This is a genomic window from Lachnoclostridium phytofermentans, assembly GCF_000733755.1.
Lineage (GTDB): Bacteria > Bacillota > Clostridia > Lachnospirales > Lachnospiraceae > Lachnoclostridium > Lachnoclostridium phytofermentans_A.
In genome coordinates this window covers 178,243-202,357 of sequence record NZ_JPOF01000008.1, presented here as the reverse complement: position 1 = coordinate 202,357, position 24,115 = coordinate 178,243, and the positions used below count along the sequence as shown (strand labels likewise).

31 protein-coding genes and 2 pseudogenes are annotated in these 24,115 nt (G+C 34.3%); all 33 read right to left on the bottom strand.

The features are described 5' to 3' along the window. Window positions 1-87: 87 nt before the first annotated feature. On the bottom strand, window positions 88-921 hold the full coding sequence (locus tag CC92_RS0119560) for a prenyltransferase/squalene oxidase repeat-containing protein (protein WP_029501826.1): 834 nt from the start codon (window positions 919-921) through the stop codon (window positions 88-90). Between the two features lie 178 nt (window positions 922-1,099). Continuing rightward, on the bottom strand, window positions 1,100-1,318 hold the full coding sequence (locus CC92_RS0119555; RefSeq protein WP_029501827.1) for a hypothetical protein: 219 nt from the start codon (window positions 1,316-1,318) through the stop codon (window positions 1,100-1,102). A 244-nt stretch (window positions 1,319-1,562) separates the two neighbouring features. Further along, on the bottom strand, window positions 1,563-2,087 hold the full coding sequence (locus tag CC92_RS0119550) for a hypothetical protein (protein ID WP_029501828.1): 525 nt from the start codon (window positions 2,085-2,087) through the stop codon (window positions 1,563-1,565). Between the two features lie 658 nt (window positions 2,088-2,745). Next, the gene (locus CC92_RS0119545) at window positions 2,746-3,324 is read right to left on the bottom strand and encodes a hypothetical protein (protein WP_029501829.1); all 579 of its coding nucleotides are present in this window, start codon (window positions 3,322-3,324) and stop codon (window positions 2,746-2,748) included. Window positions 3,325-3,334: 10 nt separating this feature from the next. Then, a complete protein-coding gene (locus tag CC92_RS0119540) occupies window positions 3,335-3,913 on the bottom strand; it encodes a D-alanyl-D-alanine carboxypeptidase family protein (protein WP_162175501.1) in 579 nt (192 codons plus the stop codon). Window position 3,914: 1 nt separating this feature from the next. Continuing rightward, window positions 3,915-4,457 carry an RHS repeat-associated core domain-containing protein gene (locus tag CC92_RS0119535; protein ID WP_029501831.1) on the bottom strand — a complete coding sequence of 181 codons (543 nt, stop codon included), beginning with the start codon at window positions 4,455-4,457 and terminating at the stop codon, window positions 3,915-3,917. 12 nt (window positions 4,458-4,469) lie between these two features. Next, window positions 4,470-4,853 (bottom strand): hypothetical protein, encoded by a 384-nt coding sequence (locus CC92_RS0119530; RefSeq protein WP_029501832.1) that lies wholly within the window; start codon window positions 4,851-4,853, stop codon window positions 4,470-4,472. 323 nt (window positions 4,854-5,176) lie between these two features. Then, a complete protein-coding gene (locus CC92_RS0119525; protein WP_029501833.1) occupies window positions 5,177-5,623 on the bottom strand; it encodes a hypothetical protein in 447 nt (148 codons plus the stop codon). A gap of 14 nt (window positions 5,624-5,637) precedes the next feature. Then, window positions 5,638-6,504, bottom strand: a complete 867-nt coding sequence (locus CC92_RS21950; RefSeq protein ID WP_051650607.1) for a hypothetical protein — start codon at window positions 6,502-6,504, stop codon at window positions 5,638-5,640. Between the two features lie 246 nt (window positions 6,505-6,750). Further along, the gene (locus CC92_RS0119515) at window positions 6,751-7,119 is read right to left on the bottom strand and encodes a DUF5050 domain-containing protein (protein WP_330373313.1); all 369 of its coding nucleotides are present in this window, start codon (window positions 7,117-7,119) and stop codon (window positions 6,751-6,753) included. 53 nt (window positions 7,120-7,172) lie between these two features. Then, window positions 7,173-7,913 carry a DUF5050 domain-containing protein gene (locus tag CC92_RS0119510; protein WP_029501836.1) on the bottom strand — a complete coding sequence of 247 codons (741 nt, stop codon included), beginning with the start codon at window positions 7,911-7,913 and terminating at the stop codon, window positions 7,173-7,175. 25 nt (window positions 7,914-7,938) lie between these two features. Further along, window positions 7,939-8,199, bottom strand: a complete 261-nt coding sequence (locus tag CC92_RS0119505) for a D-alanyl-D-alanine carboxypeptidase family protein (protein ID WP_029501837.1) — start codon at window positions 8,197-8,199, stop codon at window positions 7,939-7,941. Continuing rightward, window positions 8,196-8,570, bottom strand: coding sequence for a hypothetical protein (locus CC92_RS0119500; RefSeq protein ID WP_029501838.1), 375 nt, complete (start codon window positions 8,568-8,570; stop codon window positions 8,196-8,198). Before CC92_RS0119500 ends, CC92_RS0119505 begins: the two co-directional genes overlap by 4 nt. An 11-nt stretch (window positions 8,571-8,581) precedes the next feature. Further along, window positions 8,582-8,857: a radical SAM protein gene (locus CC92_RS0119495; RefSeq protein ID WP_031420713.1), complete on the bottom strand. Its 276-nt coding sequence runs from the start codon at window positions 8,855-8,857 to the stop codon at window positions 8,582-8,584. Window positions 8,858-8,950: 93 nt separating this feature from the next. Beyond that, entirely contained in the window at window positions 8,951-9,199 is a 249-nt protein-coding gene (locus CC92_RS0119490) for a hypothetical protein (RefSeq protein ID WP_029501840.1), read from the bottom strand. Then, window positions 9,200-9,256: pseudogene (locus tag CC92_RS23695) on the bottom strand (hypothetical protein); the annotation flags it as partial. It lies immediately after the preceding gene. Between the two features lie 7 nt (window positions 9,257-9,263). Then, window positions 9,264-9,443 carry a hypothetical protein gene (locus tag CC92_RS0119485; protein WP_029501841.1) on the bottom strand — a complete coding sequence of 60 codons (180 nt, stop codon included), beginning with the start codon at window positions 9,441-9,443 and terminating at the stop codon, window positions 9,264-9,266. Continuing rightward, window positions 9,444-9,719 carry a hypothetical protein gene (locus CC92_RS0119480; RefSeq protein WP_029501842.1) on the bottom strand — a complete coding sequence of 92 codons (276 nt, stop codon included), beginning with the start codon at window positions 9,717-9,719 and terminating at the stop codon, window positions 9,444-9,446. Between the two features lie 69 nt (window positions 9,720-9,788). Further along, entirely contained in the window at window positions 9,789-10,769 is a 981-nt protein-coding gene (locus CC92_RS0119475; RefSeq protein ID WP_029501843.1) for a hypothetical protein, read from the bottom strand. Window positions 10,770-11,059: 290 nt separating this feature from the next. Continuing rightward, window positions 11,060-11,353, bottom strand: a pseudogene (locus CC92_RS0119470) (hypothetical protein); the annotation flags it as partial. Window positions 11,354-11,368: 15 nt separating this feature from the next. Beyond that, window positions 11,369-12,943, bottom strand: a complete 1,575-nt coding sequence (locus tag CC92_RS21945) for an RHS repeat-associated core domain-containing protein (RefSeq protein ID WP_029501845.1) — start codon at window positions 12,941-12,943, stop codon at window positions 11,369-11,371. A gap of 74 nt (window positions 12,944-13,017) precedes the next feature. Next, a complete protein-coding gene (locus tag CC92_RS21940; protein ID WP_029501846.1) occupies window positions 13,018-13,803 on the bottom strand; it encodes a hypothetical protein in 786 nt (261 codons plus the stop codon). Window positions 13,804-13,950: 147 nt separating this feature from the next. Further along, entirely contained in the window at window positions 13,951-15,090 is a 1,140-nt protein-coding gene (locus tag CC92_RS0119455; RefSeq protein ID WP_029501847.1) for a leucine-rich repeat domain-containing protein, read from the bottom strand. 10 nt (window positions 15,091-15,100) lie between these two features. After that, window positions 15,101-15,361, bottom strand: a complete 261-nt coding sequence (locus CC92_RS0119450) for a hypothetical protein (protein ID WP_031420711.1) — start codon at window positions 15,359-15,361, stop codon at window positions 15,101-15,103. 293 nt (window positions 15,362-15,654) lie between these two features. After that, window positions 15,655-16,125: a hypothetical protein gene (locus CC92_RS0119445; protein ID WP_029501849.1), complete on the bottom strand. Its 471-nt coding sequence runs from the start codon at window positions 16,123-16,125 to the stop codon at window positions 15,655-15,657. 13 nt (window positions 16,126-16,138) lie between these two features. Then, entirely contained in the window at window positions 16,139-17,488 is a 1,350-nt protein-coding gene (locus tag CC92_RS0119440) for an RHS repeat-associated core domain-containing protein (RefSeq protein WP_330373312.1), read from the bottom strand. A 120-nt stretch (window positions 17,489-17,608) separates the two neighbouring features. Then, a complete protein-coding gene (locus CC92_RS0119435) occupies window positions 17,609-18,811 on the bottom strand; it encodes a DUF5050 domain-containing protein (RefSeq protein WP_029501851.1) in 1,203 nt (400 codons plus the stop codon). A gap of 534 nt (window positions 18,812-19,345) precedes the next feature. After that, window positions 19,346-19,744 carry a barstar family protein gene (locus CC92_RS21240; protein WP_051650608.1) on the bottom strand — a complete coding sequence of 133 codons (399 nt, stop codon included), beginning with the start codon at window positions 19,742-19,744 and terminating at the stop codon, window positions 19,346-19,348. Between the two features lie 6 nt (window positions 19,745-19,750). Next, window positions 19,751-20,623: a ribonuclease domain-containing protein gene (locus CC92_RS21935; protein WP_051650609.1), complete on the bottom strand. Its 873-nt coding sequence runs from the start codon at window positions 20,621-20,623 to the stop codon at window positions 19,751-19,753. Between the two features lie 246 nt (window positions 20,624-20,869). Beyond that, the gene (locus CC92_RS0119415) at window positions 20,870-22,033 is read right to left on the bottom strand and encodes a DUF5050 domain-containing protein (RefSeq protein WP_029501854.1); all 1,164 of its coding nucleotides are present in this window, start codon (window positions 22,031-22,033) and stop codon (window positions 20,870-20,872) included. 31 nt (window positions 22,034-22,064) lie between these two features. After that, window positions 22,065-22,622, bottom strand: a complete 558-nt coding sequence (locus CC92_RS0119410) for a D-alanyl-D-alanine carboxypeptidase family protein (RefSeq protein WP_029501855.1) — start codon at window positions 22,620-22,622, stop codon at window positions 22,065-22,067. Between the two features lie 105 nt (window positions 22,623-22,727). Further along, window positions 22,728-23,072: a hypothetical protein gene (locus CC92_RS0119405; protein WP_029501856.1), complete on the bottom strand. Its 345-nt coding sequence runs from the start codon at window positions 23,070-23,072 to the stop codon at window positions 22,728-22,730. 10 nt (window positions 23,073-23,082) lie between these two features. After that, window positions 23,083-23,859: a hypothetical protein gene (locus tag CC92_RS0119400; RefSeq protein ID WP_155998272.1), complete on the bottom strand. Its 777-nt coding sequence runs from the start codon at window positions 23,857-23,859 to the stop codon at window positions 23,083-23,085. Between the last annotated feature and the right edge of the window lie 256 nt (window positions 23,860-24,115).

Sequence of the window (24,115 nt, the reverse complement as noted above, 5' to 3'; positions counted from 1 at the left end):
TCATCCTCATCAGAAACAATATCTTAGATTTAAAAAGGCTACGAGTAAAGGAAATGGCGGCTAGTTTAACTTCCCATCTTTGCTTTGTCATTTTACGATATTCTGCAAAATCTCCTGATAGCGTCTTGTGGCAAGGTCGCTTGTCTTATCTTTTTTACAAAAATTAAGTTTTGCAAGTTTGGGTACAACCCTTTCAACAGGGATTTTTCCGTTAACCGTTTTCAATTCCAGCGCTTTTAATGCTTCCAGAAAACGCTCATCTTTTTTTGCCCTGTCATAGAATGCCAAAACATACACATAGTAAAATAGATTATAACCACGGAACGGATATTCTATCTGCATAAACAGTGAACCTATCCCATAATGGCAAGGGCTGATAGGCTTACGGATAACCCAATGCTCTAACAGAAAATCAACCGCTTTATCCAGTCTTGTGTCATTGTTATGATTTGGAGAATAGCGAAACAAATCCAATGCAACCAAAGTAGTGTATGGTGTTGAATACTCGGTTTCCTCGCCCCTCCCAAAACTGTATTTATCACATTTCCAACCTCCGTCCTCTTGTTGTGTACCAAGAAAATATGCAAAGGTCTTTTTGAGCCTATCATCATCAAAATATCCCATACGGCACAATATATTTGCAGCTAAAGCGGTATGGCATGGATAAATGCCGCCTGTGGGCGATGTTTTAAATCTGCCGTCCTCTTTCCAACTACTGAAAATAAGTTCAGCGACATTCTTTAGCACTTCATCATCAGACGGTACACCCAATTCCAGTAAATATAAAGCGCTCTCCAGTGTGGTATAGGGCGCTCCTTTTAGAAACTTGTGGTCGGCGGTTGTCCAATAATCCGCGCCATTATCATACCTGTGGGATAAGATTGAATCTACATCAGATAAATATTTCTGCTCAACACTCATATACTCCACCTCAATCCTCATTTTCATAGTTTTATTCTATCATCAATTGGTGCAATCACAATTCCATATCTTTAAGCTTGGGCTGCGTCATCCTCTACTCCAGTTGGAAGGTAGATTCTATAATCTTCCTAATACCATATTGGGGTTGTTTCGTCAAGTCATTTAATTTATTCCCTGCTTAACAGTCCTTTAATTTATCCTCGGTTGTGCTTTCCGCATATGCTGTTTTTTTCTGCAGCAGATTACCATTCTTATCGTAGGAATAATCTGTCATGGAGTACTCGCTTTTTTGGGTAGCATCCGTATGAGAAAGGGTAACGGAATTCGCAAGTCGATTACGCTCATCATAATCATAGGATGTTCGAATAAAATCCAACCCTTTTTGCGACAATTCCATTGTTCGATTTCCGCTCTTGTCATATTCGTAGGATAGGATATTACCAGTTGTCTCTTGAACCTTCTTTAAACGGTTTAAAGAGTCATAAAGTATACTCTTATACTAATATCTACTCATAAACTAATCGCCCAAGCAATCATAACGAGCAAAAGCGACTACCAACCATACTGGTAATCGCTTTGCTGCTTTTATTTTTCCTATTTTGTCTGCTCTTCGCTTATCTCTACTACTTTAGGTGCATTTGCTATGCATTTGGAATATCAGGATATAAAGATGTAAATTCAATTTTCATATTCTCAATCATATAAACTAACTCATAAAATATAGTATCCGGATCTTCCTCTCTGCTCCAAGAACGAACCTCCTCATCACCTAGGTACTCTTTGACTTCTTCAAATTTCATACCTTCTTTTACTTTATATATTGATACATTAGGACCACAATTTATATACCATATACTATCTCCATTGTATTCAATACTAATATCATTTTTTTCATATCTATACATGATATTACCATCTACACCTACCCAGTCTTCAATATAGTCAGTCCCAAGATACTTCTCAACCTCAATTTGGGATAATTTAAATAAATGTATAATATCTTCTTCGTTAAAAGCTCCATCAGAGAACGAAATCGGCTCATTCTTCAATGCATCTTTATTTATTGATTGATTCCCTGTAACTTCCTTTTTGCTTTCTTTCATTTTACAACCAAATAAACCAAGTAAAAACAAGGTTAATCCTACACTAATTATTACTTTTCGCATAAATAATCTCCTCTTTAAGTTCATAACCAAGTAAAGCAAGCTATGGGCTGGACTTATTCTTTTTTGTGGTATAGATATGGTATTTCCTTATTAATGTGCAATAAACTTTCAGATTACCTCCTGTGTTTGAGTTTGTGGCTAGTGACACCATCCTCATTATATCACAGGAGGTTTTCTTTAATTCCCTTCATCGTTTCCTCTTGCATTATTTACCCAACATAACCAAGAGATTGTACTTTTTTACCATCGATAAGAGTTGCCATATTTTTTAGAGTGCTTATCTTTACTTATATCTTGTGTTTCAAGTGGTTGAAAATGCCACGCTTCCCTTTGGTCTGCATCATACCCATTCCCCTCTGTTAAGGGTTTGTATATTCTTCAACTTTAATGTTCAAGTGTTCTTTCAATGGACTGAGTGTCTTTTTATGAACTGAGTTCACAATTAGTGTTAATATTTTATTTACAAATATTAACACTAAGAAATAGAATAGACTAAATTATCTTTTTCCCATACTACTCCTCCTATTTGGTCCATTTATATGAATTGTCGTATAACTGAAACCTTTTAGTATAGCTTTAGCTATGAAAGGCAGAGCTTAAAAAGCTGCTCTGCCTTAAACATAATCATGTCATTCTAAAAGCTAAACACCAAAAATACTTAATTCTTATAAATGTACATATAAGTTATTGGACTATTTTCATCCGCAATTTCTCCATACACTTCCATATTATTAATATCAATTTTAAGCCTATAATACACGATATCCACATCCGCCTCAGGACTTGAGCTTTGTATCGTTACATTTGGGATGATTTCTTTAATCTCATTGTATGTCATTCCAATATGTACTCCATAAAAATTAATATTATCCCCACATCCTATATATCTAACTTCCTCATGAGATGCATCTTCTTCTGGTATATCATCAAAATAACAAATTTGAATGTCATACTTCGGATACATGTATAATGTTAAGGTTCCTTCCGCACCAGTCTCTTTTATATTATAATCTGTACCAATTTTGGATTCAATTTGCCCTCTACAAAGACTAAATAATTCAATAATATCCTGTTCATTGAAATAACCATCAGAAAACTCATATGTAGCTTCAGATGATCCCTCAGCAGTTGGTTCTGGTACTTTTAAATTAATTTCTTCTGTTTTTATTAACGAACACGAACATAATAGAAATATTAGCAATAAGAAATATATTAGGAACAATTTTCTTTTCATCATACTTTTCCTCCTATTTTATCCAAGAATAAGAATTGCCATATAAATTAAACCTATCGGGCTTTTTTATACCATCAGTTTCAATGGGCTGTATATGCCAAGGTTCCGGCTCAGGGTTACCATTAATTCCATCATACCCATTCCCAGGCGTCATCGGTTTAAATAATCCATACTCCAGTAATTCCTTTTGGTCTTCTGTTTTTTCATCCGCACATAAACTTCTCAATTCTGGCATATCCTTCTTCGTTTTATCAACATCAATTGCAAAACCAATCTCATGCCATCCGGTACCTGGAACGGCAGCTGAACCATTACCACCAACCCATTTCCCATCTTTATCCTGATATCCCCCGGATGCTTTAAAAGCTTTCACCTGATCATCGTAACTCCTTTTACCTCCGTTTGATGTAATATAAATAGTAATGCCATTATCTTTTGCGTATTTCGCTAGTCTCCCCGCAAATACAGGATCAATAAGTGCCTGATCATTATTAGAAAAATATAAGTATTTTGTCGGGTTTTCAACACCTTTATAAGCAGCTGGATCCAATTTTGAATCGATTTTACTCCAATCAGTTACTGAAGGTGTCAAATTATTGTTCGGTAATAGTGTAAGATTGCTTGCTAAAATACCAAGAAAAGACTCTATTACCCTGCTTTTTATTATCTTCTGAAGGATTTTTTTTCAATTCCTGAATTGTTTTATTTCCAACTATACCATCAACCTTTAGATTATTCTTAGATTGAAAATTCTTCACAGCTGCTTGCGTCTTCGCACCAAACTTTCCATCTTCCTCTAATTTATATCCATTCTGATTTAGTAATTGTTGCATTTCTTTAACATCATCACCCTTACTACCAACCTGAAGATTTCTATGCTCCATCGGATCATAATACCGTATCGGATTATTTGTACAATAAGTATATCGATTCAAACTTAACGGATCATTGTATTTTCCTCCATACGTATCCTCCGTTAAGAATCTAGCTATCTTGCTGTCATAGTATCTGGCATTCAGATAATATAGCTTAGTTTCTACATCATACTGATATCCTGCATAAGTGATGGTATTATTCGCTTGCCCCTGCTTTGATAATAGGTTACCAAACGCATCATAACAGTAAGTTGCAGCCATGGTACCATTTTGCTATAGAAGTCCTGTGACATCACCATGCGCATTATACAGATAATAGTAGGCTTCCGTGTTGTTTTCAGATAATACCTCGCGGTAGATTAAGTTCGTGCCATATACATTGCGCCCGACTTCTTCCCCATTGTCATTCAGTTCTAAGATTACTTGATCTGCTTCATAAAGATATCGGATCACATCTCCATTCACTGAATTTTGGATTCTATAGTCTTCTGCATTATATTGATAGAGGATATTGGAACCTTTCGATGAACTATGCGTTAATCGGTTGAAATTATCATAGGAATAACAAGTAAGATAGTCTGCTCCTACTACCGAACCACTATTATAGGAAGAATTAAATTCACTTATCTTCTTCATACCAAATTTCGGTAATTTCAAAAAGCTTTTGTTCTTTTACTTTTAATTGTCTACAATTTTATTGATAGGTATATTGTTTACATAGCTCCATCTCTTGGCATATTCTCCATTCACATCGGGGACGTATTAAGGTTGATTTGTTAATCCTATTGAAATCTGAATACAGCCAAAAGAAACTCAAAGCCAATATACCAAACTTACCGCCCATTTCACCGTAACAATATTTTTGAAAAGAAAAACATATTTACCAAAAACACGGGGAAAATAAAGGCTTTCCAAAGCTCATTACAAAATTGTCCGATAAATCCTGTTTTCTTAGGGCTTAATTTAACATTGTCAAGTGATCAATCAATATCAAACGATGGATCTGCAGCAAACCATGTGTAAATATCCTCTATTTCTTTATCCTTCATTTTTACCCATGCAACATAAAATACAATTTCTGGTATTTCTAGATTTGTCTTTAATTCAAGACCATTATCCAAATACCTATAATGAATTTGGGGAATATCTCCCTCTGTACCAATACTTAATTTTGTGTCACCTAAATAGAAACTTATAAGAGCTAAATTCTCACCTGATTCAATACATGAAAGTAAATCATTTTCTTCTTTCGGCTGGAATACACATTTTATATTAACTTCATTATACACAAAATGCTCTATATTAAATGTAATTTTGTAACGTTCATTTACAGAAAAGCTTTCTGAAATAATAGGTAATTTCTTTACAGAAAAGTTTACTTCTTTCTCATTGACCATTACTAGGATATTTCCTATTTGTATATTCATTTTATCACCACTTTCTATTTTGGTAGATACCTCTCTGGATTCACAGGATAACCATGAATTTTTCCCTTACTATCAATATGAACTCTCACTCCAGTTTCACCATTTTTTCCCACAACTTTACCAATATCTCGCACTTTTGTTCCATCTAACTCTGTTCCATTTTTCCATGCTTCTTGCGTATCATGAACCCCATTATTTCCTTCTTTCCAAGTTGAGGAACCATCTTTATAATTTGAGTGTCCTGACACATGTTTACCTTGCTTTCCTGAATCAACCGGAGGAGCACCCTCAACATCTCCACTTACAGTCCCTTGGTTTGGTAATCCTGTCTCACCCTTTTCCTTACTATTAGGCTCTTTTTTACCTGGTACTGCACTTGGTGTTGGTGCCGGCACTGGTGTTGGTGCACCCTCAACATATTCTGAGGTTTCGGATGGCAAAATATAATAGATTATTCCAACACCTGCTATAACACATACAACAGTACCTACTCCAGGTATAAAAGGTAACACATATTTGCCAACAGCGCCAACAAGAGCTTCTTTATTAAGTACTGTAAGTGCAAGTAAGCCTGTTGCACCATAGCCTATGCCTGCTTTATCTGTATTCTCCTGACCCGATTTTGCAGTAAGTAGAACACCGTTTTGTATCAGATAACCCTGCCAACTTTCATTAAACTGTTTCCCTGAACTCCACTGATTTTCAATGATTTTATTATTAGCATTGACAGTTTGATTTGAGCTAGTTGAAGATCCTATTTTATCTAAAGCTGTATCTGTTACTATATTATTTGTACTTACAATGTTAATCTGAATAGGATTTTCCTTCTTAAATATTTGTGAGTTTCGTACCTCATTAGCCAAATTTTTCGTTTCAGCCATTTGGTTTTTATTATAGGTATAAGAGGTCTACGTTTAAGGCATTCACCACTTGGGTTAGGGCTTGTTCGCTATTCTTCTAGGGCAAAAGCGACTACCAACCTTAATGGTAATCGCTTTGCGGTTTCATTTTTCTAATTTATCTGCTCTTCGCTTATTTCTACTACTTTAGGCGCATATTCTACGTACTGGAAGTCATGCCGAATTTTTCTTATCTCAACCTCCTCATAACTTTAGCAGAAAATATCCTTATTCCTCTAGTTTAATCCCAAGTATCTCATTTCCAGTTCCATCAATCTTGATCCTACCAGTCTCTCCATTCCCTTCACCCTGATCATCATAGTAATATATATAATCATCGACTAATCCTAACAATTGATAATTATATCTTCTACCTGATAAAATTGTTTTTAGTTGTTCACCATCCATATTGAATGTCTGGATTATCATACCCTCTTCAAATGTTCTTGAAACAGTGTATATTGTACCATCCTCAGAAATTAACATCGATTCTACATTGATATCAATCAGTTCCTTTTTTTCGGTACCATCATTATTCATGATATATATTTTGTTATTATCCTTCTCATCGATATATAATATTTTATCTTTGTAAATAAAATACCGGATAAGATATCCATACTCTTCTGTTAACGGTAAGTCCGTGGCGATTATAGTCTTTTAGAAGCATCTTTAATATCATATTTAGCAAGAATTAAATCCTCTCTGCCTTCTGTTCCCTTCTCTAATATAGGGCTATATATATAGCCATCACTATATAAGAAAATATCACATTCATCAGAAATAAATACTTCCAAACCAGAACCTTCCAAATTCATTCGATATATTTTATAGTCGTCAGACCCTAGAAAGTATAATTTATTCTCGATTATCATTAATTGACAATAATTTCCCTTAAGTAACACTGTTTTCTCAGATCCATCCTTATTAATTCTATAAATATCACCACCATACCTAGATTCACTGCTCTGAATATAGTACAAAAATTCATCTCTTAGATTTAAAGACTCTACTCTACAGTTGTCTAATACAGAGAAATTTTTACCATTTTTTTCTGTTCTACAAAGACCAACAATAGAGTCAGCAAATGTGATAAGTTCAAAATATTGATAACTTCCATCTGAAGCCACTTTTCCTCCATAGACAAAGTTCGTTTGTAAACTGGATTCGCTACTAGCACCAATCGCTTCCGGTTCATTCGTTATATTCTCACCAGTATTGTTTGGTATTTTAGTTGGTTCAGAATCATTGTCTTGTGGACTTTTAATTGGATCAATAATTTGTGTACTAGTTGAAGTTTCATTTTCTAAAATATTTCGTTCGCCATTGCACCCAGTTATCATGCTAAAAAGCATCATTAATAAAAGAATAACAGATATTTTCTTTTTCATACTTGCACATCATCCTTATCATTTTTTATTTTAGTTTAGGTCCAAAATAGTTTAAATGCCATGTTTCTTTGAAATTACCTACTCCATTCTTTTCTTCATATGCGATATCTGTTTTATTCTTATAAAGCCCTGTAAACCCATAGTTCCTTCCAAAGTCTTCAACCCAATGACGACTTCCTTTCCCTATTGGTGCATATTGATCCAATCCAAAGTTTAAATCTATTGCTGCTCCGATTCCGTGAGGACTTGAACCATGTCCGGCTAAATATCCTCCATCATCAGTCATGGAATCATCAATATTATTCCAGCCTCCACTTTTATTTGCTGGCAAAGGTCCCAATTCATTAAATATTTTTTATATTCTGTCTTACCTCTAGCATCTGTGAACTTTGGTTCTGCAGCATTTCTTGGCTTCCCCCTTCTGTGCCAATCTAAATATGCTTCGACTTGATAATGATAACTTCTATAACCTGAATTAGGTCCAGTCACAAGAAAGTTTCCTATGTTTAATTTTGTTCCATAATCACTTGTTTCTTGCGTAGAATATTTCCCTTTCTCATTATAAGATATAGCTCCTTGTACCAACATTGCCCATGCCACTGCTGTATTTTTATCTGAAATAGCATTCCCAGAGCCTACGCAAGGTAAATTCACCATATCGGTTTCTTTTAAATGCCCGTTTGAGTAGTATCGCTATTAGTGCCAAGTGATGGCAACTTAGGATTCCACTTTTCACCAGGTAATGCCATAATCATATCCGTAGTGATACCATGCTTATATAGATATTTAAGTATTTCCAATGTCTTTTTATCACTTATGTCTCCATTAATAGCTATACCAGAAAACCATTGAGTTATAATAAGTGCAGACGATTTTTCCACTGCATAGGTCCCATTGCTTACAGATGGTTTTGATGTATCAATTGTAAAACCAATATTTTTCAAGTAGCTCTGACTTTGTTGACTTGTAGTTCCAGTGTTAACTGGGTTCTGGTTATTTTTATTGTTTATCGGAATAGAGTTCCCCTTATTAAAAACCTATGAAGTTCGTACATCACTAGCTAAACTTTTCATTTGAGTCATAATGCCTTTATATTCGTTGTATAACCCTTTGTTTTTATTTTTCACGTCTTTCGCAAGTTTTTCATACTTCTTCCATTCACTAGCATAGTAATCAACCATTGCCAGTCCCTGATCATTAAGAAGCTCTTCATCACCTTTTAATCTATGTCCAGTCGGATCATAATACCGTATCGGATTATTTGCACAATAAGTATACCGATTCAAACTTAGCGGATCCTTGTATTTTCCTCCATAAGTATCCTCCGTTAAGAATCTGGCTATCTTGCTGTCATAGTATCTGGCATTCTAGTTCTGTTTCTGCATCATACTGATATCCTGCATAAGTGACTGTATTATTTACTTGCCCCTGTTTTGATAATAGATTACTAAATGCATCATAACAGTAAGTTGCTGCTATGGTTCCATTTTGCTTTAGAAGTCCTGTAACATCACCATGCGCATTATACAACTAATAGTAAGCTTCGGTATTGTTTTCAGATAATGCCTCGCAGTAGATTAAGTTGGTACCATATACATTGTGACCGACTTCTTCCCCATTGTCCTTCAGCTCTAAGATTACCTGATCTGCCTCGTAAAGATATCGAATTGTATCTCCATTCAAAGACTTTTGGATTCTGTAGTCTTCTGCATTATATCGATAGAGGGTATCAGTGCCTTTCGATAAACTATGCGCTAATCGGTTGAAATTATCATAGGAAGTTCGGATAAAGCCTATAGAAAACAATTCCTCTTATTTCACATATAATACAGCGAAAGGCAGAGTGTAAAAGAAATCCGTTCTACCTTTCGAAATTTAGTTCAATATAGCAATTGAATCATTGCTTATATTTGGGACGTCATCCTTATCATAAACAATACCATAGAGATAAATACTCTCATCTTTAACTATGTAACCATATTCCTCTCCTGTTGGCACATCATATTCATCTACTACAATAATAGGATTACAATACGGCCAATATCCCATAACAAAGGTATTATACCGAAATTGCTTGTCTCCCCAAGTAGCTGTTCTATTTGATTGAAAAGTATATTCTTTCCCATTTTGATCATGATAGTTCCCTACAAGTACTTTTTCATTTATGTAATCATTGATATCCATGTTGATATTTGTAAAGCTCCTACTACCAAGAGGAGTCTTAATCTTTGATAATGAAATATCCAATTCATAATATAAATCTTCTTCATTTATTTCATCATATTTTCCATATATATATATAATCTTATTCTCAGGTTTTATGTGAAATGATGTAGCTAGAATACCGTCGCCAACCATGTAATCAAACTCTGTCATCGCGTAATAATTTTTGGATATAGAATCTTCAGAATCATACTTATCTACAAAAAGTTCTAAATAATGATTGCTAAATAGCGTTTTGTCATTAATCATTTGAATAAAGTTGTTCGAATACCAATGCCCCTTAATAAGATTCCAAATAATTTCAAACTTTTCTTTATCAGTATCTGAATTAACAGTATAAGTTTTATTGCTAATCATCTCTTGATAGATATCTTGCAGATTAGTACTTTCTATATTTTGTTCTTTGCTTGTATCTATAATTGTAGGTGTGGGATATCGTGTTGGTGCTGGGGATTCTGTGGGTATGGGATATTCTGTTGAGTTTGTATATTCTGAAGGTGGTTTATTATCATTAATCAGTGGCTCGCCAAGAGTCCCTTTGCCTACCTCATTTTTACTATTGGTATTATTAATACTTTCACAAGCACTAAAAATAAATAGAAACATTAACAAAATAATATATTTCTTTCTCATATAGCTCCTTTCTACGTTACAAATGTTTAGGTAATTGCAAAACACTGAAAGTCGAATAAATTTTATCCTTTTTTCGTCACTCACATAACTTCTAATTTTATGTTCATCATACATAAAATCTAGTCTACAGCTAAATAATTCAGACTTTTCCTATATAAGTTGCATAAATTCCAGACAGCAAGATTTACAATTACCTATTGCAAGTATTTTACCTATTAACCATACATTTGTTAAGCATTGGATATTAATGTCCATCCTAATACTCTATGATAGACTATTAGCAGGTATATTTAATATATAAATATTGAACCATCATCTTGTATAATTCTTCTTACACAAATAACTGCACTCTTTAGTTCTCCTGTATATTTTTCAGATGTCCAACTTATATCGTTAATTTGTTTATTTAGAAAACTACTTCCACTGGCTGATGTGTTGACTGAACATCCTTTCGTAGCTGTATCAATATATTTCCCATCTCCGATATAAATCATGACATGCTCATATATACCTTTTCTACCAACTCCCTCATCTTTGTTTCTAACAACGCCATCAGTATTATAATCCATGAAAATCAAATCACCAGGTCTAAGATTCTCCTATATTATGTTACCATTCGCATCCTTAAAATTTAGAACCTCACAACCCATTTGACTTTGCATATCAGCAGCTCCTCCAATTGTTCTAGGTACTTTATCATAATAGTTACTAAAATTATATTCTTTACCGAAACATGTATAATAGATAGATGCTGTAAACGAACTACAATCTAACCCAACCTTTGTTTTGAGTTTTCCTGAAGAATCATATAAGTATTGTGCACCATTGTGCTTATACACTATAGTATCTTCTGCTGCACACTCTTTTGCTAAATCAACAACCTGATTTCTCAACTCTGTGGCTTTGGGAGAAGAATTAGATGTAGTTATATTGTTAGTCCCCTTCGGATTGTTAGTCGATGCTATTGGTACTTTCGTTGGACTCGGTGCTTTCGTAGGTGTCGGTTTTTGATCCGATAATTGTGTGGTATAGCTTGCTATAATACTAAGAAAAGATTCCACTATACCTTGCTTTTTATTGTCTTCTGAAGGATTTTTTTTCAATTCCTGAATTGTTTTATTTCCAACTATACCATCAACATTTAGCTTATGCTTAGATTGATAATCCTTAACAGCTGCTTGTGCCTTCGCACCAAACTTTCCATCCTCTTCTAATTTATATCCATTCTGATTCAGTAACTGTTGCATTTCTTTAACATCATCACCCTTACTACCAACCTGCAGATTTCTATGCCCTGTCGGATCTATATACCGTATTGGATTATTTGCACAATAAGTATACCGATTCAAACTTAGCGGATCCTTGTATTTTCCTCCATAAGTATCCTCCGTTAAGAATCTGGCTATCTTGCTGTCATAGTATCTGGCATTCAGATAGTATAGTTCTGTTTCTGCATCATACTGATATCCTGCATAAGTGACTGTATTATTTACTTGCCCCTGTTTTGATAATAGATTACTAAATGCATCATAACAGTAAGTTGCTGCTATGGTTCCATTTTGCTTTAGAAGTCCTGTAACATCACCATGCGCATTATACAGATAATAGTAGGCTTCCGTATTATTTTCAGATAATGCTTCACGGTAGATTAGGTTCGTGCCATATACATTGCGACCGATTTCTTCCCCGCCTTCATTCAGTTCTAAAATTACTTGATCTGCCTCATAAAGATATCGTATCACATCTCCATTCACTGATTTTTGGATTCTGTAGTCTTCTGCATTATATCGATAGAGGGTATCAGTGCCTTTCGATAAACTATGCGTTAATCGGTTGAAATTATCATAGGAATAACAAGTAAGATAGTCTGTTTCTACCGTTGTTTCCACTACCGAACCAGCATTTGAGGTTAAATTAAATTCACTTATCTTCTTAATACCAAATTTCGGTAATTTCGTCAAGTCCTTTAATTGATCCTCGGTTGTGCTTTCCGCATATGCTGTTTTTTTCTGCAGCAGGTTACCATTCTTATCGTAGGAATAATCTGTCATGGAGTATTCGCTTTTTTTGGTAGCATCCGTATGAGAAAGGGTAATGGAGTTTGCAAGCCGATTACGCTCGTCATAATCATAAGAAGTTCGGATAAAATTCAACCCACTTTGCGACAATTCCATTGTTCGATTTCCGCTCTTGTCATATTCATAGGATAGGATGTTACCAGTTGTCTCTTGTACCTTCTTTAAACGATTTAAAGAGTCATAAGTATACAGCGTAAGCCCTGGATATGCTTCCTGTCCTGATTCCTCTTTGACACCTGATTGCCTGCCGGATCATAAGCGTAGGTATAACATTGAAGTATCGTATCATCGGATAACTGATTCTTAAGCTGTAAAATCTGATTTTTCTTCGTGTAAGTATATGTTTCCTTGGCTCCGTTTGGATAGGTAACACTCTTTCTTGATCCATTTGGATAATACTGATAAGTTACCGCTTCGCTGCTGGAAGTACTACCATTTACTAAATCACTGCCGGAAGTACTACTACTAAGTTGTTCCACTGTCTTATTTGCATAGACCTGATACAATCTTCCGACCTGATCATAGATCTTTAGAGTAGAATTTCCTTTTGGGTCAATTGCTTCTTCCAATACCATTCCAGAAGGTACCCCTGTGGTAATATCATAACGATAGGTGGTGGTTCCTAAGTCAGTCACTGTTTTTTTCGTTACTCTTCCCGAAGAGTCATATACCCTTGTAATATCGCTGGTATTATCCTTCGCTGACAGAATATTTCCCAGCTTATCATAGGTGTATTCTTTGTACTGATTTCCTATTGACTCATAAACTAATCGCCCAAAGCAATCATAACGATAATTGGTTTCTTTTTGATTGCGATCCGTTTTCGTGGCAATATTCCCGTCTGCATGATAGGAATAAAGCTCCGAAGTTTTTTCTTTTCCAGGATCAATCTTTTCAATCAAGAGATTTCTCGCTTTATAACGATAGGTTGTTGTATATCCTCTGCCATCGGTCATTGTTAACCTATTGCCGTTTGCATCATAGGTATAGGAGGTCTGCTCGTTTAAGGCATTCACCACTTGGGTTAGGGCTTGTTCACTATTCTTTTAGCGCAAAAGCGACTACCAAACCTACTGGTAATCGCTTTGCGGTTTTTATATTCCCTATTTTGTCTGCTCTTCGCTTATCTCTACTACTTTAGGTGCATATTCTACATATTTTGAATCATGACAAATTTTTCTTGTTTTAACCACGTCATAATTTAAACTTAAGAGTTTACATACATCTTTTACTGGAATATATGCCAAGTCATACTGCATCCTTCTCATCGGGTATTCTAATGTAATCTTTTCTCCATTGAGGGTTACCTTCTTGGAAAAATCCTTCATAATAAGAATATTACCATCATAATTGCAGGTCAGGGTTCCTGTCTTTTTATTATACTTCGCACTACCTCCTAATGCTTTCAATAGAGGGATGGCTTCTGCATATGCCTGATATTTATAATACGCAGTCAAATATGGTAACTGAATCGTTTTTCCATGATAGGAAAAATTAACGGGGTTTTTATAATAATCATACCGTTCCAGTCCAGTTTCATTTCCACCATCCGCATGCATCGCATCAATTAAAGGTTTGATAGGCTTATAGTCGATGATGCAGTTATCACGAAGGTCAATATAGGTGAGATTCTTTAAGTTTTTTAGTGATGTTACATCGGTGATACGGTTATTGGATAAATCTAAAGAGTATAAACTGGTGGCTTTCTTTAATAACGATATGTCTTTTATGTTATTATCCTCCATATAAATATGAGTATATTTTGCTAGTTTTCCAATTTTACTCAAAAAACTTATATTTGTTATGCTATTTTCTTCTAACTGCACCACTTCTAATAAACTACTGCCTCCCATATTACATAAGATTTTTTCAAATTCTTTGCCTTTGGTAAGGTTGCTACGTATATCTATCATTTCTAGATTGGGTAATTTAGATAAGGGACTCAAATCTTTTAAATTGTTTCCAAATGATGAAACTTGTATGAGACCTTCAAAATATTGTATCCCCTCAATGTCTGATATTTCAGTATAACTAAGGAAAATATTCTTCTTGTTCTTTGAAAGTTCTTTTGCCTTTTCTAACGTAAAAGGTTCGTTCCAATCATAGATTTTACTTAATGCAGTTTGCAGATTCTCATCTGGAAACGTGATGATATCTGTTGCTACTGCAGATACCAATTTCGTACTGATAACAACTGTAATTAATAACAGAATCCCAATACCTATTTTATATTTCCGTCCCATAACATCCTCCCTATTTCGATTTGGTTAACGAATACTTACTTGGTTGAAACAAGAAGCTACCAGCACCTGGTGTGGAATCATTCCCATATAAAAAATCATTTATGTAGTCTCTTGTATCCTCTTCCGTATTGGTTATTCTTTGATTTCCTTTAGTTCCAACAATCTCACCCTGTTTTACGTCATACTTCCAGCTATCATATGTAGGATCATCATTCCAAGCAATATGATCCCTAGCATTCGTAAGGTTCCCATGCGCCTGCTGATCTTGCAAAGAATGCATTCCCATTCCGAATACAAATAATGCTGTCGATTCTTTTGTGGCATTCTTTCCTGTTAAATAAGTATAGCACTGCCCTTTTCAAATTTTCCATTTTAATATCTTTATTGATACATTCAATAGAAGAATCCTGTACCTTAGTACTATTTCGAAGCATATCCATCCATGGTACTATTATAAATTTTGTGATAGTGCATATCTAAGTCTTCCGTAAAGATATATTCGCAAATCAGTGCGCTTAATTGATTATTACTCATCAAAAGCTTTTATGTAAGTTCTCTTTTTGATTAATAATGAGAAAGATAAAGATAGTATTTTCCATCTTTCTGTTTTGATATAATTGCCCAAAATATTGATGTTTTTGGAGTTGGTATAATCAAATGCTTTTTCACACCTTCAATCTTTTTATAACATACTTCAATATCACCCTCTTCTAAATCCCACCATGAAATTACGTTTTGATTGTGAGGTAAATCAGCATAATTTCGAATAATATACTCATTATTAAAATGCTTAAGGAGACCTTTCTTTATACTATCTAAACTCTGAGCATCTATTAGTATTTTAGCATTTAAATCTCCAAGTACTCTATTATAATTAAACTGTGAAATTTTTGAAGATGAGGGAAGTTTTGTGTTTAGTTTACTTTCAATTATTTCCATAGGCTTACTATTTGGTATAAATAATAGAGTTAATAATAATATTATTATTATCACAAGAATGCTTCGTATAATAACCATTTTTTTATTTTCAGACACTGCTGAACCTCCTTTACTTCATTTTCTTTAGCATTTGTTTTATGGATAGCGTAATTCCTAAACTGTCTGATGTTGTTACTTTATTATTGCTATATTGATATATTACCCAACCCTTATGTTTTGGAATCCAATTACCATTTTTATGTCGAGTCCCTGTCGTTTGACTATAAAATGAGGGATCATTTAGTGATTTATACAGATAATCACCCCAAAGTAACATACGTCTTCCAATACTATAAACCGTACCATCGCTTGCTAATACTCGCCCGCCATTAACAATTTTTGAGAAATAAGCCGCAGGATTAGTAGTGCTATAATCAAGATGCCCTACATTACAGCCGAAAAGAATTAAGTTATCTACATCTAAACTTTTTAAATTAGGAAAATCCATAGAAATTAAAGAATCACCTATTCCACTATACAAATTTTCATGATCACCATGTGTATTCATTATTATTGTAGATATATTGTTTCCATCTGTTGCTTTTCCCATCATATTCCATGAATAGCTTACTTCATCAGCACTTGTTACAGATACGGTTCCAATATCATCAGCGTCGATTCCATAATACGATTCTAATGCTTCTTTTGAATCTTTCATTTCAGACTTCCATTCAGGTAAATAATATACATATGCAGAATAGTGTGTTGTAACTGTAATATTGGAGCTTGAAGACACAATATTAGTATTTTTATTATTCTTTGCAGAATTTGCTGTTACATTAATCTCAACATTCTTATTTACATTGGTTGTGCAATTAATCGTAGAGACTGTGTTCCCATTTTTATTCTTATCATATGTTTTTTCAAAATCATATGTAGCACCAAGTGATTTTAGGCATTTTTTCCACTCTGTCTGTGAAATTGAACCATTTGCAAGAGCCTTATTTACATATTTAATAAATGCATCTTGATTTTTGTTATTAATTTCAATAACAGTATCTACACCTTTTATAGAACTTGACGAATTTCTTATGGACTCTTGCTGTTTTTGTAGCTCCTTTTTCTCTTCCTTTGTTTTTGCATGTATTTCGGCAATTGTTAATGCAATAATTTTAGCTTGGGCATCGTCATTTAATCCCTTATCTGTCTTTTGCCATATTCGACCTGAAGGATCGACATATATGATCGGATTATTTGCACAGTAGGTATACCGATTCAAGCTTAACGGATCATTGTATTCCCCACCATAAGTATCCTCCGTTAAGAATCTTGCTATCTTGCTGTCATAGTATCTTGCATTCAGATAATACAGTTCTGTTTCTGCATCATACTGATATCCTGCATAAGTGATGGTATTATTTGCTTGCCCTAGTTTTGATAATAGGCTACCAAATGCGTCATAACTGTAAGTCGCAGCTATAGTTCCATTTTGCTTTAGAATCCTGTGACATCACCATGCGTATTGTATTTTTTTGTAGGCGCGCTTTAGTTGACGCTTACAGTCTGGGTGATACTTTCTGCTACTACAGTCTTAATTCTATCAACGAATTAAGCAATCTCCCTCAGCTTTTGTCCCTAATATTTTATCATGTAACAAACATTCTTCATCTGACTCATCTAGCTTACTTCTATGATTCTCTAGTACACTTCCTTCCGCATCTGCTACACCAAAGTATATATAATCATTGATAACATACAATGGGTTTTCCATATAATCTCCATCCTTATAGGGAGCAACAAGACGTAGATTCTTTTCTTTGAGATCATAGCATACTATGTCATACATAAATATCCCTTGCCCTAACACCTCTTCTTCATAAAAGCTTAGTAGATATATCTTATCCTCCTTTATCGTCATGCCATATGAACTCACTCCATTATGTAGCTTTGATACTGAATTTTCAGTAATTGAATAACTATATAGAATATTATTTTTTATAAAAATTATAAAATTATTATAAACTATAAACTTTGAAATAAAGTCAGTAGCAGATGTGGTAATTAATCTAGTAGTATCCGTTGCATTATGGATTGGAAACATATAGATATCATTGATAGATTCTGTAGAACGATAATAAAAATATCCATCTTGATATTGCACGTCAGAGCAACCTTTTTTTATTATTTCCCCACCTTTTCCTTCTAGGTCTGTCTCATAGAGCGTCATATCATTTGAAGCATCAACATAGTAGATGGAATTCTGCATAACAATAAGATAATCACATTCCCCCTCTACAATGAGTTTTCTATTCTCCCCATTAAAATCCATAGAATAGAGGTCCCCCCGATAATAAGTTCTTTCTTTTTGACTAATATAATATAGTTTACCGTTTATTATATTAATAAAACAAGGCTTATCATCCGAAAGGATTTGAAGTTCGGTACCATCCTGCTTCATCCTGCAAAATTTTCCTTCTTCAGAATAATAGTATCCACTCCAAAAATATACATAGTCTCCCTCTGAAACTATTATTCCATTGTTACAGGAATTTTCTGGAGTTATTCCCAAAAGTGTATGAGAAAAAACCTCTTCTGTAATATTGGGAGTCGGCGTAGTTGGCACCTTCACAAGGATTTCAGTTGGTATTAGAAGCTCATCAGTCTTCGTTGGGGTGATACTCTCTGCTATTACAGTTGGTGTTACGGTTATTTCTTTTAACGTATCTATATCCTTCTGATTTCGCTGGGTACATCCCAGAAGGAAGAGGCATATTATTATAATTAAAATAGCTTTTTTCTGCATTTCATATACCTCCTATTTTCTTTGCCCATTATAATTCCAATGCCATGTTTCTCTAAAATATTTATTTTTTGTATCGTAGTAATACCCTTCATACCCATAATACCCAGCATTCTTTTCTAGCCACTTCACCTCATTTAGAACTTAATGAAAATCCTATTCTATTTAAAGCGACATCACTTGTTAATATCTTATTTGTATTTGTATTTGTATTGTTTGTCTGTATAGAACTTTCTTTCTTAAAAACCTGTGAAAATCGTACATCACTTTCCAAACTTTTCATTTGAGATATTACATCTTTATACTGATTATAACTGTTGTCTTTATCTTTCTCTGCCTTTGGCCCTCTGTGCGGCCTTTAAAGTTGCATCTCGCAAAGATATTACCAGTGAACCATCTTTTCGGCTCGTTAGCCCGATTTGGAATCAGCCTATTTTCTCCAAAAGTAGGGTCGAAAGTGGTGCAGGTTAAAGAGGTTATGCTAGAAAACGCATAACCTCCGGGAACATCGTCCGGCTTTGCCGGGCGAATAAAATGCTATTCAACCAAATATACTAGCATTTTTTTTGTTTTTCCACCGACAACACAATTAGTAACCTCCGATTCCCACCAAGGCAAAATTACCTCTTTAAAATCTTCAATAATTACCTCTTTGGATAAAGTATCTCTCTGTAAAAATTTAAAAAAATCATTAATAATGATTATAATTTGTTCTTTATTTAACCATGATAAATCCCTCATCCAATCATTATAGCCATCTAATCCTTGTGCTTTTATTGGAAACTGAAAAAGATTAGACATTGAATTTAAGTAATCTGCTAAAAATAAACATCGTTCTCCTTCAATTTCAATAATAAAAATTTCATCATTTGATTCTAACTTACTTTTTACTTCTTTCACTTCCTTGGCAGAAGCAAAAATAATTCTATTAATCATTGATTTTCACCTCCAATGAATTTTTGTAAATGGAGCTGATCCTGTTGGGCTACTTCCTTCACCATAATGGCTATCGGTATAATAAACAGAACCATCTGACCCTGTAACAAATCTTTCTCCATCTCTAAGAGCTCCCGGTTGCTTATTATTCACATCCCATTCTTTATATGTAATTGAATTGCCATTAGAATCTGTTGTTGGGAGCTTCCCGTCTCTATTTTGATACTTAGCTCCTGCTGCGGTTCCCTCCGTTTGACCCGGAACATTTCCTTTCCAGCCAGACTTATCATATTTTCCATATGCATCTTGAGCATTTTGAGGCAATTTTCCTAAATCTTTTTCATGCTCAGAATTCCCCTTACCTGGTACTGCACTTGGTGTTGGTGCCGGCACTGGTGTTGGTGCACCCTCAACATATTCTGAGGTTTCGGATGGCAAAATATAATAGACTATTCCAAGACCTGTTATAACACATACAGCAATACCTACTCCAGGTATAAAAAGTAGCACATATTTGCCAACAGCGCCAACAAGAGCTTCTTTATTAAGTACTGTAAGTGCAAGTAAGCCTGTTGCACCATAGCCTATGCCTGCTTTATCTGTATTCTCCTGACCCGATTTTGCAGTAAGTAGAACACCGTTTTGTATCAGATAACCCTGCCAACTTTCATTAAACTGTTTCCCTGAACTCCACTGATTTTCAATGATTTTATTATTAGCATTGAACGTTTGATTTGAGCTAGTTGAAGATCCTATTTTATCTAAAGCTGTATCTGTTACTATATTATTTGTACTTACAATGTTAATCTGAATAGGATTTTCCTTCTTAAATATTTGTGAGTTTCGTACCTCATTAGCCAAATTTTTCGTTTCAGCCATTTGGTTTTTATTATAGGTATAAGAGGTCTACGTTTAAGGTATTCACCACTTGGGTTAGGGCTTGCTCGCTATTCTACTAGGGCAAAAGCGACTACCAACCTTAATGGTAATCGCTTTGCGGTTTCATTTTTCTAATTTATCTGCTCTTCGCTTATTTCTACTACTTTAGGCGCATATTCTACGTACTGGAAGTCATGCCGAATTTTTCTTATCTCAACCTCCTCATAACTTTAGCAGAAAATATCCTTATTCCTCTAGTTTAATCCCAAGTATCTCATTTCCAGTTCCATCAATCTTGATCCTACCAGTCTCTCCATTCCCTTCACCCTGATCATCATAGTAATATATATAATCATCGACTAATCCTAACAATTGATAATTATCCATAAAACCCGAATAAATTGTTCTTGATTCAGCTCCATCCATATTAAATGTCTGGATTTTCATACCTTCTTCAAATGTTCTTGAAACAGTGTATATTGTACCATCCTCAGAAATTAACATTGATTCTACATTGATATCAATCAGTTCCTTTTTTTCGGTACCATCATTATTCATGATATATATTTTGTTATTATCCTTCTCATCGATATATAATATTTTATCTTTGTAAATAAAATACCGGATAAGATATCCATACTCTTCTGTTAACGGTAAGTCCGTGGCGATTATAGTCTTTTTCGAACTATCTTTAATATCATATTTAGCAAGAACTAATTTACCTCTGCCTTCTGTTCCCTTCTCTAATATAGGAGTGTAAATATAGCCCTCACTAAATAAGAAAGTATCGCATTCATCAGAAATAAATACTTCTACACCAGAACCGTCGGCATTCATTCGATATATCTTACAGTCGTCAAATCCTAGGAAATATAATTTATTCTCGATTATTATCAATTGAGAATAATTACCCTTAATTAACTCTGTTTTCTTAGAGCCATCCTTATTTATTCTATAAATATCACCACCATGCGTATATTTGTTTCTCTGAATAAAGTATAAAAAATTATCCATAACATTAATAGAAAATACTCTACTATTGTCTAATACTGAAAAGTTATTACCATCTTTTTCTATCCTACAAAGACCAACAATATCGTCACTAAGTGTGTAAAGCTCAAAATATTGATAACTTCCATCTGTAGCCACTTTTCCCCCATAAACATAATTACTCTGTAAAATGGGTTCATTATTTGCATCAATCGGTTCCGCGTCATTAATCGTACCCTCACAAGTATCTTCAGGTATTTTAGTTGATACAGAATCATTGTCTTGTGGGCTTTTAGTTTGATTATTATTTTGTGTACTAGTTGAACCTTTGGTTTCTGAAATATTACTTTCACCATGGCACCCAGTTATCAAGCTAAAAACCATCATTAATAAAAGAACTATAAATATTTTATTATTCATATCTACGCATCCTCATCCTAAATAAATATTTTTATTTTACATTAGGTCCAAAATAGTTTAAATGCCATGTTTCCTTGAAATTACCTTGCCCATTCTTTTCACTATACGATAAGTTTCCATCTTTATAAAGCCCTGTAAAACCATAATTCCTTCCGAAATCTTCAACCCAATGACGACTCCCTTTACCTATTGGTGCATATTGTTTCAAACCAAAGTTTAAGTCTACTGCTGCCCCGATTCCGTGATTACTTTTCCCATATCCAACTAAATATCCTCCCTCATCAGTCAAGGAATCATCAATATTACTCCAGCCTCCACTTTTATTTGCTGGCAAAGTTCCCAATTTATTAAATATTTTATCATATTCTGTCCATCCCTGTTTATCTGTAAACTTTGGTTCTGCCGCATTATAAGGCTTCCCTCTTCTGTCCCAATCTAAATAGGCTTCGACTTGATAATGATAACTTCTATAACCTGAATTAGGTCCAGTCACAAGAAAATTTCTTATGTTTAATTTCGTTCCATAATCACTTGTTTCTTGCGTAGAATATTTCCCTTTCTCATTATAAGATATAGCTCCTTGTACCATCATTGCCCATCCATTGAGTTATAATAAGAGCAGAAGATTTTTCCACTGCAAATGTACCATTGCTCACAGATGTTTTTGATGTATCAATCGTAAAACCAATGCCTCTCAATTAGCTCTGACTTTGTTGATTAATAGTTCCAGTGTTAATTGGATTCTGATTACTTTTATTAATTGTAGGAATAGAATTTCCCTTATTAAAAGCTGTGAGGTTCTTACGTCGTTAGCCAAACCTTTTACTTGAGACATTGCATCTTTATACTGATTATATAAATTTGGATCTTTATTTTTCACTTCTTTTGCAAGTTTCTGATACTTCTTCCATTCACTAGCATAAAAATCAACCATTGCTAGTCCCTGAATATTAAGAAGGTCTTCATCACCTTTTAATCTATGTCCCGTCGGATCATAATACCGTATCGGATTATTTGCACAGTAAGTATACCGATTCAAGCTTAACGGATCATTGTATGCTATTATTTGCTTGCCCCTGCTTTGATAATAGGTTACCAAACGCATCATAACAATATGTAACAGCTATGGTTCCATTTTGCTTTAGAAGTCCTGTAACATCACCATGCGCATTATACAAATAATAGTAAGCTTCTGTACTATTTTCAGATAATGCTTCACGGTATATTAGGTTCGTGCCATATACATTTCGACCGATTTCTTCTCCATTATCATTCAACTCTAAGATAACCTGATCTGCCTCATAAAGATATCGTATCACTTCTCCATTCACTGATTTTTGGATTCTATAGTCCTCTGCATTATATTGATAGAGGATATTGGAGCCTTTCGATGAACTACTATTGAAATTATCATAGGAATAACGGGTAAGATAGTCTGTTCCTATCGTTGTTCCTGCAATTGTTCCTTCCGTTGCTCCCACTACCGAACCAGCATTTGAGGTTAAATTAAATTCACTTATCTTCTTCATACCGAATTTAGGTAATTTCGTCAAGTCCTTTAATTGATCCTCGGTTGTGCTTTCCGCATATGCTGTATTTTTCTGCAGCAGGTTACCATTCTTATCGTAGGAGTAATCTGTTATGGAGTACTCGCTTTTTTTAGTAGCATCCGTATGAGAAAGGGTAACGGAATTCGCAAGCCGATTACGCTCGCCATAATCATAAGAGGTTCGGATAAAATGCAACCCTTTTTGTGACAATTCCATGGTTCGATTTCCACTCTTGTCATATTCATAGGATAGGATGTTACCAGTTGTTTCTTGCACCTTCTTTAAACGGTTTAACGAGTCATAAGTATACTAGTAGGTCTTTGCAATTATAAAAAAAGTAACACATTGATAAAAAACCACCTTGGATTTATGTAATAAGTAATATTGTTTTTACAATTATTAACATTCTATCACATACTCTATTTTTTCGCACTATAATTTACAATTTTTTACACATCCTGATTTGTAAAGATGATACATAAAAAACCGTAAAAGACCACAATCTGGACAATGAATCAACTCATCATCCAGA